The organism is Pseudomonas sp. V98_8, assembly GCF_029967975.1.
Taxonomy (GTDB): domain Bacteria; phylum Pseudomonadota; class Gammaproteobacteria; order Pseudomonadales; family Pseudomonadaceae; genus Aquipseudomonas; species Aquipseudomonas umsongensis.
Window position 1 is genome coordinate 118,950 of sequence record NZ_JASCAE010000002.1, and the last position, 11,670, is coordinate 130,619.

The window sequence follows — 11,670 nt, forward strand, 5'->3', positions numbered from 1 at the left end:
ACCATGAAAGGCTTTGATAACGCAGAATTCAAACGCGGTTGGAGGGTGCTGATTCTGGCTCTCGTGGGTGTCGCCACCAGTTCCAGTTCGTTGCTGCTGTACAGCTTCAGCTCCCTGGTGATTCCCCTGGAACAAGCCATGGGCTGGGGCAGGGCGGAGTTGCAGGCGGCGATCACCGCATTGTCGCTGGGCACCATTGTCGCGTCGCAATTGGCCGGCTGGCTCAATTTGCGCTTTGGCCTGCGCCTTATCACGTTGCTGTCGCTGTTGGCGTTGTCCCTGAGCGTTTTCCTCCTGACCTGTATCGGTGGCTCGATCTGGACCCTCTACCTGGGTTTTTTCCTGGTGCCGCTGGCCGGGCTGGGTACGTTGCAGGTGACCTGGTCGCACCTGGTCAACCTGTGGTTTGAGGAAAACCGAGGCCTGGCGTTGGCGATCATCCTCAGTGGCTCCGGGCTCGCGGCCATCATGCTGCCGTTGATCACCGCCTGGGCGATCGGCCGCTGGAATTGGCAGGCGGGTTTTATCGCACTGGGCGTGTTGCCGGTGCTGCTGGCATTGCCGCTGGCGTTACGCTGGTTAATGCCGACCGCTGTTGACAGCCACGGCACACCACCACCACTTGCGGTCGCCAGCGAAGGAGCCGGCGGATTGCTGTTGCGCGAGGCACTGCGTTCCTGGCGCTTCTGGGTGTGCAACCTGTCGATGACGCTGGTGGTGTCCTGCGTGGTGGGCATGGTCACCAATATCGTGCCATTGCTGCAGGATCGAGGCTTGAGCGCCCTGCAGGCCAGCCAGGTTTTCAGCAGCTTTGGCGTGTCGCTGATTCTCGGCCGGTTGCTGGTGGGTTACCTGATTGACCGGTTGTGGGCCCCGGGTGTCGCTTCCCTGGCGCTGTTGATGCCGGCATTTGCCTGCGGCATTTTTGCCTATGGCGATTCCAGCATTGCCCTGTACTTCCTCGCCACATTGCTGGTGGGCGTTGGTGCGGGGGCCGAGTTCGATATCGCGGCATTCCTGATCGCCCGCTACTTCGGCATGCGCGACTACGGGCGCTTGTTCGGTGCCCATCTGGGCCTGATTACCGCCGGTGCCGCGATCTCGCCATTGCTGTTTGCGGGGCTGTTCAAACTGACCGGTGGCTACTCGGCCATGCTGTTGTTCAGTTTCGTCTGCTTTGTCGTCGGCCCCTTGCTGCTCCTGACGCTGGGTGGGTATCCGCGTTATCAGGCCGTGTCATTGGCGAGCCGATAGCGGAATTTTTATGCAAATATATGGACAAATAACTGATTTCTGTTCAACTATTGCTCAAAGTGCAGCCTTAAAATAAAACAGACAAGGAGAATGCCATGCGTGCAGCAATCATTTCCGAGCGCAATGCGCTGCCGGTAGTCGACGAGTTTCGTGAGCCCAAGCCGCAAGACGGCGCGGTACTGATCGATGTCGATACCGCTGGCCTGGGGGGCTGGGATGTACTCGGCGCCTACCGTCTCGGCGTGGAATACCCCTGTGTCATTCGCGGCGAAGGCGTAGGCCGTGCGCCCGATGGCCGTCGGGTGTATTTCGGCGAACGCTCGGTATTGCCCTTTGGGGCCTGGGCAGAGCGCACCCTGGTGCCGCAAGCCGAAGTGTGGAATGTGCCGGACGACGTGGACGATAAAACCGCAATCAGCATGGGCATTGCGGCGACCGGTGCCATCGTTCCACTGGAGAAAGCCGGGATTCAGAAGGGTGAAAAAGTCCTGATCCTGGGTGCGACCGGTACGCTCGGCCAGATCGCCTTGCAACTGGCGCGCGGCATGGGCGCGGGCAAGGTGGTCGGGGCTGCGCGCTCGGGCGAAGCATTGGGCCGTCTGAAGTCACGAGGTCTTGCCGACGAGGTGGTGACGCTAGGCGGTAGCGATGATGTCGCAGCGCTCAAGGACGCGGCCGATGGTGGCTTTGACGTGGTGCTGGACCTGGTGTGCGGTCAACCCATGTTGACGTCTCTGAAAGCCACCAACTGGGGCGCCCGTATCGTGACCATTGGCACGGGGGCCGGACGCCAGCTCAATCTGGATATTGCCGATCTGTTGTTCCGCAATTTGTCGTGCATCGGCACCGGCCAGCGCCCCCCAGCAGACCGTGAACAAATCTGGCGGCGTCTGCTGAAGATCGCCAAAGAGCAGCAGATCCAGGTGGATTACCTTGACTTCACCCTGGACCAGGCGGCTGAAGCCTGGACCGCGCAGGTCAATGGGCCACACGCAAAAATCACTGCCACGATTCGTCGTTGAGACCCCGGTCGCTAAAAGGTGCCCGTGTTCGGGGGCCTTTTAGCGCTGGCGCTGATGGCGAAACTCTTCGGGGGTAACGCCGAGTTCTTTGCGGAATGCGGCACTGAAAGCTGCGGCATTGCTAAAGCCGGCCTGATAGGCAACCTGTTTGATCAGTAACCGTGTGTCGCCCAACAGGGCCATGGCTTTTTGCAGGCGATGCTGCGCTGCGTATTGGCGCAAGGTCATGCCAGTGGTGTTTTTGCAGCGACTGGACAGCGTTCGCAACGGCAGCTCGCAGGCCTGCGCCAGGTGGCGCAACGAGTGGCCTTCGTCGCTCGTGGTATCGAGCAGTTCACGCAGGATGTTGAATTGACGAGGGCTGAGTTTTTCAGTGTCGGGTGAGGCAACGGCGCCATCGACGGGGGCGTCGATGAACTCGCGGCGCAGGTCCAGGGCAATGCTGGTGAGCAGGCATTCGGTTTGCAGTTCGCTGGCGAAACCGGGATTGCTCACCTCTTCGGCCAGCCGTTGCAGGGACGCGTGCAGGTAACCGCTCTGCAGGTTGAGCATGGCTTCGCTGACGTTCTCCTTCCAGTTCCAGCGATAACTGCCCAGGGCACCGAGGGAGGAGGGATCGAACAGGCACACCAGGGCCTTTTGCTTGCTGGCATCGTGGCGAAGATGGAATTGGGTGGCATGGGGAATGAACAGCAGTTTGCCCAAGGGCTGGAATTGACGCGTGCCGTGGCTGGGAAAACTGCCGCAGTTAGGCTTGCTTTGAGCGCTGGCAGGCAGCATCAGGCGAATCAGGCAACTGTTGCCGGTTTCAATCAGGGCCGTGCCGGAGCAGGACCATTGCGCCTGTTCAACGCGCAGATCGAAGCCTTGTCTGGCCAGTGAAGCTTCGGTCAGGAAATTGCCTGACGCTTCACCGTCGTACTCGCTGTAGTGGATCGCGTTCATTTTTCAACCTTCAGCCATTTTTATTGTTGGTGCTGAAATTCGAAGGGTGGCGATACGGCATGGCAGCTACCCCGTCTCGAGTGTAGCGAGGCTGTGGACCGAGCTGTTTCATATATTCAGACGGTAGGTATCAGAAAATCAGATGACAAAAGGCAGAGATATTTCAATGCGTCAGCTGCGCTATTTTGTCGCCGCTGCAGACGCCGGACAGTTTTCCCAAGCGGCGCTGAAGGCACATGTATCGCAGTCGGCGATTACGGCGGCCGTGTTGCATCTGGAACAGTCCATGGGCGTCAGCCTGTTCGACCGCCTGCCCCATGGCGTGTCACTGACCGCTGAAGGCAACAAGTTTTCCCAGCATGCGCGGCACATCCTCGACACCCTGCAGGACGCCCTCAGTGAACCGCTGTTTCTCGGGCATGCCATGCAAGGCACCGTGCGTGTGGGCGCCTCTTACACGGTGCTGGGCTATTTCCTGCCCGCGCTACTGGCACGCTTCAAACGTAGCTACCCTCAGGTAGAGATCGACCTGATCGACATGGACCGTCACAGCATCGAGGAAGCCCTGGGCAATGGCGATCTCGACCTGGGCCTGACGATTGTCTCCAACACGCCAAACCTGCTGGGGTTCGCTCACCAGGTGCTGATTCGTTCTCGCCGCCAACTCTGGTTGGCCAGTCAGCACCCGTTGATGTCCGCCACCTCGATCAATCTCGAAGACGTCGCCGAGCACGCCTATATCCTCGCCACGGTCGATGAGGGGGAGGCTTCGACGTCGCGCTATTGGGAGTCCCGTGGACTGACGCCCAAGGTGGCCTTTCGCACCTCATCCATGGAGGCATTGCGCGGGTTGGTGGGGCATGGTTTCGGCGTGACCATTCTGTCGGACATGGTCTACCGGGCCTGGTCCCTGGAGGGCAAGAAAATCGAGATCCGCCCGCTGGTAGACGTGATTCCACCCATGGAACTCGGATTGATCTGGTTGCCGGATACCCGTTTGTCGGCAGCGGCCCAGGCATTCCGGCAGTTTTTGATCATGGCCTGCGCCTCGTAGCCTTGCTCCTGGCGCGCAGTATTGTGCGCCGGCCAGGCGCGCAGCATTGGCTGGTTATTTGCCGGAGTCGAGGGAGGAGGGGATCGTAAATCGCGAAAACTGTGCAGTGGTATTGGTTATTCAGATACTGCAACACAGGTTGGTTTATTTGCGTCTTCGTCGACGACAGTATTCAGGGGAGGTATCTCAATTTCAGTTCGCTGCTTGCTTGATATCTCCGCAGAAAATATCGACGTTGCCATCGGCCGGCGTGGTTGTCACGACCACGGAGTAGTCAGTGGAAAACAGTTCTGACATGGCCACAGGCGCGCTTCGTGAATAGGTCCAGCCACCGATAGCGGATATGCGACTGGTGTTGATCCGGTCATTCATCGCGTAGGCAACCGGTCCGGGTTGTTTGCAGCTGCCTTCATGGATTGACGTATAGAGGTTCAAGGGACTGAGGGTTCCGCTTGGAACCCCGCCGATGATGAAGGTAAAGGCGGTCTCATTACCTTGTTTGGCCAATGTCGTATTGGCAATCTCGCCGGTGTTCTGTGGCGTAGCAAGCAGAGGAATGGTCACTGTCTGGTTTGCTGAATGCGTACAGCCGAGCATCATCACCGTGACCATCAGAGCCGCCGATTGATTTCTCAGATTCATGATAAATCTCCTGTGCTCCAAAAAAGTAGTACGGGAGATTTTGGTATAGCTCATTGAGCACTGTCTTGTGAGGGATGTAGACAGGGTCGATGGCATCATGGCCTGCGCATCGTAACGCCGCTACTGACAAGCGTTGTTGGCCGGCGGCCAGGTTCCATTGTTCATCAGGCTGTCGAAGGTCTCGGTCATCTCTTGCGCCGAGTTCGGATAGACGTGGCGTACCCACCACAGCCACAGCCCGATCAAGGCCCCCACGAAACAGCGTACCGCCGCGCTCTATCCACTCGATGACAACGGCTACATCGCCAGCACCGGCTTCAACGTGCCGCCAGGGCAGGAGAGTCTCGCCCAGCGAGGCGCCCGGGCTTGCCCAGAGCGGGTGATCGAGATTCGCGATACGACCGCAGAACCCCGTTAAAGGCTGCTTTGGGGCCGCAGCGTTCGAAGGTCTACAGCAACCAGCAAAAGAAGAACAACAATGAGCGAAACCTACGACTACATCATCATTGGTGCGGGGTCATCGGGCTGTGTATTGGCCAATCGATTGTCCGCAGACTCGACCGTTTCAGTCCTGCTGATCGAGAGCGGCCCGGATCACACCAGCCCATTGATCGCCATGCCCCGAGGCATTGGCAAACTGCTCAACCCCGGCAACCCCCATGTGTGGAGCTACAAGGCCAAGCGCGGCGAGGGCATGAGCGACGAGCAGTGGCTCAAGGGCAAGACCATTGGCGGTTCCAGCTCGGTTAACGGCATGGTCTATGTGCGGGGGGCGCCAGCCGACTACGACAACTGGGAAGCACAAGGCTGCACGGGTTGGGGCTGGAAAGACATGGGCCGGCAATTCGTCGCCCTGGAAGACCACCAGTTGGGCAAGAGCCAATGGCGCGGTGTCGGTGGCCCACTCAAGGTCACCGTGCACCCGTCTGGCGATGCTCTGTGCGATGCGGTCATCAGTGCTGCCGGCAAGCTTGGCGTGGCGCGTACCGAGGACACCAATCATGTCGACTCGGTCAGCCAGGGTGGCTTTGGCTACCAACCGCAAACCACCTGGAAGGGCCAGCGTTTCAGTGCAGCCAAAGCCTTCCTCGACCCGGTGCGCACACGACCGAACCTGACGGTAATGACCGGCACCGACGTGCAACGCATCGAGTTCAGCAAACGCCGCGCCTGCGCCGTGCACGTCAGTGGCCGTGCCGGCCTGGCCCGCTTCCAGGTGCGTCGCGAGGTGTTGTTGTGCGCCGGAGCCATCGAGTCGCCCAAGCTGTTGCAACTGTCCGGTATCGGTCCGGCCAGGCTGCTGAATTCACTGGGCATCACGCTCGTGCAAGACGCACCCGAGGTGGGTCGCAACCTGCGTGAGCACGTGTACATGGCCATGCAGTACCGGGTCACCCGGGGCAGTTTCAACCATTGCTTCCATGGGGTGGGTTTGCTGGGCGCGGTGGCGCAGTACTTCCTGCGCAAGAAGGGGCCGATGACCCATGCTGCCCACGAGGCCGGTGGGTTCATCAAGACCCGCCCGGAGCTGGAGCGTCCGGATGCGCAAATCGGCGTCAGCCTCTACTCCATGGACGGAGACGGCAACAAAGTCGAAATCGACAAGCACCCCGGCCTGACCATCGGCGGCTATTTCCTGCGCCCCCAGAGCCAGGGAGAGGTGCGTATCCAATCGACGGATGCGTCGGTACCGCCACAGATCAACGCCAACTACTTGAGTGCCGAGATCGATCGCACCTCGGCGATTGCCCTGTTTCGCTGGTTCCGCCGTCTCGCCGCGCAGCCGGTCCTCAAGCCGTTCATCGTCGGTGAACTGACACCGGGGGCGCAGGTGGAAAGCGACGAGCAGATTCTTGCCGCGTTCCGCCGGTACGGCCAGACCGCCTTCCACGTCTCCGGCACCTGTCGCATGGGCAGCGACAGCGCCTCGGTGCTCGACCCCCAATTGCGTGTGCGTGGCGTCGAGGGATTGCGGGTGGTCGACACCTCGGTGATGCCGTGCCTGGTTTCCGGCAATACCAACGCCCCGGCCATGGCGATTGCCATGCGCGCCGCAGAACTAATCACCGGCAAGGTTTCAGGAGCTACAGCACCATGAGTGTTCCCTTTACCCAGTTGGACAAGCTGTACATCGATGGCGCGTGGGTGGGTGTCGACGGCCCGCGCGAAGCCGTGCTCAACCCCGCCACCGAGGCGGTGATCGGTCATGCCCCGACAGGTGATCTGCACAGCGCCGATGCGGCGATTGCCGCTGCACGTTACGCCTTTGACAATGGCCCCTGGCCTTGGTTGAGCATGGCCGAGCGTGCCGGTTATCTACGACGCATGCATGCCGCGCTGGTGGCAAAGCGCGAGCAGATCGCTGCGTTGATCATCGCTGAGGTCGGTTGCTCGCAAGGCGTGACCTACGCCATGCAGGTCGATATGCCCCTCGGCCACGTGCTGACGGCTATCGAGCAGTCGCTGCACAGCGACAGCGTGCAGATTCCGGTGCAGGCCAATCCCAACCCCTTCAACCCGACGGGGCCGATGATCCTTGGCAGTGGCACGGTGGAGCGCGAGGCCATTGGCGTGGTGGCCGGCATCACGGGCTACAACTTTCCGTTTCTGCTCAACCTGGCCAAGGTGTTCCCGGCCTTACTGGCCGGTAACACCCTGGTGCTCAAGCCTTCGCCCTTTACCCCGTACTCGGCGCTGCTGTTCGGTCAGATTGCCGAAGAGGTCGGCTTGCCCAAGGGCGTGCTCAATATTGTTACCGGCGGCATCGGTGTCGGCAGTCTATTGAGCAGCTATCCACGGGTGGATATGGTCTCGTTCACAGGTTCCGAAGCGGTGGGCGTCAGCATCATGAGCCAGGCCGCACCGACTTTGAAGCGCGTGCATCTGGAGCTGGGTGGCAAATCGGCCTTGATCGTGCGCGCCGATGCCGACATTCAAGCCGCTGCCCTGGGTGCAGTCGCCGGGCTGGCGGTCAATGCGGGGCAAGGCTGTGCGTTGCTGACCCGCTTTGTGGTGCACCACTCGGTACGCGAGCAGTTTGTGCAATGCGCCAAGGCGATCGCCGGGCAATGGAAAGTCGGCGACCCAGCGGACCCGAGCGTGATGATGGGCCCGCTGATTCGCGCGTCGCAGCGCGCCAAGGTCGAGCATTTCATTGCCAGTGGCCGCGATGCCGGGGCGACGCTGGTGTGTGGCGGCGGGCGCCCTGCGCATCTGCGCCAGGGTTTCTTCAGCGACATCACCCTGTTCGATGACGTGCGCAACGACATGCTCATTGCCCAGGAAGAAATCTTCGGGCCGGTGGGGGTGGTGATCGGCTTCGACAGCGACGACGAGGCCGTGGCCATCGCCAACGATTCGCGCTTTGGTCTCAATGGCGCCGTGGCCTCGGCGGACGCCGCAACGGCCTACGCCCTGGCCCGGCGCATTCGTGCGGGCAGCGTGTACCTCAATGGCGGCAGCGGCAGCCTGCCTTATGCACCGATCGGCGGCTTCAAGCGTTCAGGGCTGGGCCGCGAGTTCGGGCCCAACTGGCTCAAAGAGTTCACCCAGGAAAAATCCATCATCTACCCCATAGGGCGCTGACCAGGACGCCCCCCCAACCGGGGCGTGGACAACGCGACTGACAATAAAAACAAAAGGTGGTTTGCATGAATCAAATAAGTAAAAAGGGGCGCGTGCGAGCCCGGCAGGCGGTGGTGCTGCTGGCAGTGGGGAAACTCGCATTTGGCGATGGTGGCGTGGCAATGGCGGCACCCATCGAACTGACCAACCCGGACTATAACCTGCGTTGGGACAACACCTTGCGCTACACCCTGGGCATGCGCACGGAGGAGCAGGACCGGCGCATCATGAACAACCCCAACTACGATGAATCGGACGGCAAGTTCGACAAGAACGACATTGTCACCAACCGTCTCGACCTGCTGACTGAAGTCGACTTTTCCTACAAGAAGGATTGGGGCGCGCGACTCAGTGCCGCTGGTTGGTATGACCAGGCGTACCACAACGATGATGTGCACAGTAACGTCCCTGGCTTCCAGACCAGCTACTACAACGACCGCTACAGCTCGGAAGTGAAACGCTACGTTGAGGGCCCGTCGGGGGAAATACTCGACGCCTTTGTCTGGAAAAACCTGCGCCTGGGCGATGCTACAGTCAACGTCAAGGTCGGCCGCCATACCAACTATTGGGGGGAGGGCTTGCTGTTTGGTGCTCACGCCATTTCCTACTCGCAAGCGCCGCTCGATGGTGCCAAGGCGGTGACCAGTCCGGGTATCGAAACCAAGGAAGTGTTCCTGCCCATCGGGCAGATCTCCGCCAAAGCCCAGGCTACCGAGAACCTGACCCTGGCTGCGCAGTATTTCTATGAGTGGGACTACACGCGCATTCCCTACGGCGGCACCTACTTCGGCGCGGCGGACCCGTTTTTCGAGGGGCCGGATCGCTTGCCGGTAGCGCCAGGTTTCTCCCTGAACCGGGAGCGATCCAAGTACGGCCGTGACTCGGCCAACTGGGGCGTAATGGCCAAGTACGACGTCGAGGCGATTCAGTCGACCTTGGGTGCGTACTACCGCCAGTTCGATGACTACCAACCCTGGCTGGCGCCAGAAGTCTCGGCCGCCACCGCAAGTTATCGCCTGGTGTACCCACGAGGCGTCAAACTCGTCGGCCTGAGTCTTTCCACAGTGCTCGACACCGTGTCGGTAGGCAGCGAGATCTCTTATCGTCAGAACGGTGCGTTGAACGCTGTGGGCGTCGATCCCACTGACAACGAAGGGCCACGCGGCGATACCTACCACTTTGTCGTCAACGCCGTGTATGGCGTGCCGCGCAACTTCATCGCCAAGAACGCCACGCTGGTGGGCGAGTTTGCCTATAGCCATCTGCGCAAAGTGACCGAGCACGAAGAGCTTTACCTGGGTGAGAACAACAACAATTGCGTCGACCCGCGTGTTGGCACACCGGGTTCAGGGGACAAGGACGACGGCTGCTCGACCCGCGACTATGCCGCCATTGCCGTTAACTACACGCCGCAATACCTGTCGATATTCCCGTCCTGGGACATGACCGTACCGTTGACCGTCAATTATGGCCTGTCGGGCAACGCCGCCAGTGCCGGTGGTGGCAATGAAGGCGCTCTGACCTGGTCTGCCGGTGTGCAGATGACCTACGCCCAGCGTTACGAATTCGGCCTGCGTTACTCCGACACCGACGCCCAGTCGAAGAACATTCCCGGTGACACCGTCGGTGGCAACGGCGCCGTGGGCGGAACCGACCGAGGCTGGCTGGCCTTCACTTTCAAAACCTCCATCTAAATACGCCAAGAAACGGAGTACCTGATTATGAAAGGACAATTTGCATGGGCGGTGGCGCTGTTGGGCATCGCCACCTGCAGCCAGGCTGCGGCCCCGGCCGACCAGGTTGCCCAAATTGGTAAAACCCTGACGCCCTTCGGCGCGATCATCGCGGGCAACGCCGATGGCAGCATCCCACCGTACACAGGTGGCCTGAGGCAAATCCCGCCAGGCTTCAAGCCAGACAGTGGATTCTGGGCCGACCCGTTCAAGGATGAAAAACCACTGCTGCGTATCAACTCCAAGAACATGGAGCAATACGCCGACAAGCTGAGCGGCGGGCAAAAAATGCTGCTCAGCAAGTTCCCTGACTACTACCTGGATATCTACCCGAGCCACCGCACCGCGGCGTACCCGCAAGAGATACTCGATGCCTCGGCGCGCAATGCCAGCAACTGTCACGCCACCAAGGACAACCTGGCGGTAGACCCGGTTTGCCGCGGAGGGCTGCCGTTCCCGCTGCCGCAAAACGGCAACGAGGTCATCTGGAACCAGCAATTGCGCTACAAGGGTTCGGGGTACACCACCACGGCATCGTCCAACAGCTGGGTGGTGGATTCCCACGGCTCGGTGACCAAGACCGCCGAGTCGGCCACCATGGAGGAGGCCCCGTATTACCAGGTCAAACAGTCCGATCGAGACCCGCAGTTGTACTATCGTGCCTGGGCGCTCGACAGCTACCCGGCTCGCAGCGCCGGGCAACTGATCATCCTCGCCGACTTCCTCGACCCGCAAAGCCAGCCACGCCGCGCGTGGAGCTACACCCCGGGCATGCGCCGCATCAAGCTGGCACCGGAGTTCGCCTACGACACGCCGGTACCCAACCAGGGCGGGGTGAACCTGTTCGATGAGCTGCAAATGTTCTCCGGCAGCCAGGACCGCTTCGATTACAAGCTGGTCGGCCGCAAGGAAATGTACATTCCGTATAACGCCTACAAGTTCTACTTCAGCTGCGGCCAGGAAGATCAATTCACCGCGCATCACGCCAACCCTGCCTGCGAACGTTGGGAACTGCACCGGGTGTGGGTGGTGGAGGCGACGCTGAAACCGGGCAAACGCCACGTCTACAGCAAGCGCACCTATTACCTTGACGAAGACACCTTTGGTGCCGGTTTGTATGACGCCTGGGACCAGGGCGGGGTGCTGTACCGCGCGTTGTTCCAGAGCGGCGTGCAGCTATATGACAAGACCCTGCCGTATACGGTGAAAAACGTCAGTTATGACTTCAACAAAGGCATGTGGTCGTTGCTCAACGATGGCCTCAAGGGCGGCTACCGGGTGCACGACGCGCCATTGTCCGAGCGCGATATGAAACCCGAGTCGATTGTTTCTCAGGAAACACAACGCTGATTGCATCGAATGGACACGCATTTGCGGCCTGAGAGGGCCGCTTTTT

Annotated in this window: 10 protein-coding genes; 7 read left to right on the forward strand and 3 right to left on the reverse strand. The window is 60.4% G+C overall.

The window, feature by feature from the left end; all coding sequences use genetic code 11:
* Positions 1-3 precede the first annotated feature (3 nt).
* On the forward strand, positions 4-1,254 hold the full coding sequence (locus QLG10_RS02110; protein WP_282485356.1) for an MFS transporter: 1,251 nt from the start codon (positions 4-6) through the stop codon (positions 1,252-1,254).
* 95 nt (positions 1,255-1,349) lie between these two features.
* Entirely contained in the window at positions 1,350-2,276 is a 927-nt protein-coding gene (locus QLG10_RS02115) for a zinc-binding dehydrogenase (RefSeq protein ID WP_282485357.1), read from the forward strand.
* 39 nt (positions 2,277-2,315) lie between these two features.
* On the opposite strand, the gene QLG10_RS02120 is transcribed toward QLG10_RS02115, so the two are convergent.
* Positions 2,316-3,221, reverse strand: coding sequence for an AraC family transcriptional regulator (locus QLG10_RS02120; RefSeq protein ID WP_282485358.1), 906 nt, complete (start codon positions 3,219-3,221; stop codon positions 2,316-2,318).
* Positions 3,222-3,363: 142 nt separating this feature from the next.
* Between QLG10_RS02120 and QLG10_RS02125 the strand changes: the two genes are divergently transcribed.
* On the forward strand, positions 3,364-4,275 hold the full coding sequence (locus QLG10_RS02125) for a LysR family transcriptional regulator (RefSeq protein WP_282485359.1): 912 nt from the start codon (positions 3,364-3,366) through the stop codon (positions 4,273-4,275).
* Between the two features lie 192 nt (positions 4,276-4,467).
* Here the strand turns inward: QLG10_RS02125 and QLG10_RS02130 are convergent, their stop codons facing one another.
* On the reverse strand, positions 4,468-4,917 hold the full coding sequence (locus QLG10_RS02130) for a hypothetical protein (RefSeq protein ID WP_282485360.1): 450 nt from the start codon (positions 4,915-4,917) through the stop codon (positions 4,468-4,470).
* 120 nt (positions 4,918-5,037) lie between these two features.
* On the reverse strand, positions 5,038-5,172 hold the full coding sequence (locus tag QLG10_RS02135) for a hypothetical protein (protein ID WP_282485361.1): 135 nt from the start codon (positions 5,170-5,172) through the stop codon (positions 5,038-5,040).
* A gap of 223 nt (positions 5,173-5,395) precedes the next feature.
* Between QLG10_RS02135 and QLG10_RS02140 the strand changes: the two genes are divergently transcribed.
* The 4 genes from QLG10_RS02140 (at position 5,396) to QLG10_RS02155 (ending at position 11,624) form a co-directional block, all read left to right on the forward strand.
* Entirely contained in the window at positions 5,396-7,015 is a 1,620-nt protein-coding gene (locus QLG10_RS02140; RefSeq protein WP_282485362.1) for a GMC family oxidoreductase N-terminal domain-containing protein, read from the forward strand.
* Complete coding sequence (locus QLG10_RS02145; protein ID WP_282485363.1) at positions 7,012-8,502, forward strand: aldehyde dehydrogenase family protein; 1,491 nt, start codon at positions 7,012-7,014, stop codon at positions 8,500-8,502. The genes QLG10_RS02140 and QLG10_RS02145 overlap by 4 nt, the downstream gene beginning before the upstream one ends.
* Before the next feature lie 65 nt (positions 8,503-8,567).
* Complete coding sequence (locus QLG10_RS02150) at positions 8,568-10,235, forward strand: DUF1302 family protein (protein WP_282485364.1); 1,668 nt, start codon at positions 8,568-8,570, stop codon at positions 10,233-10,235.
* A gap of 27 nt (positions 10,236-10,262) precedes the next feature.
* Positions 10,263-11,624, forward strand: a complete 1,362-nt coding sequence (locus tag QLG10_RS02155; RefSeq protein WP_282485365.1) for a DUF1329 domain-containing protein — start codon at positions 10,263-10,265, stop codon at positions 11,622-11,624.
* The last annotated feature ends 46 nt before the right edge of the window (positions 11,625-11,670 follow it).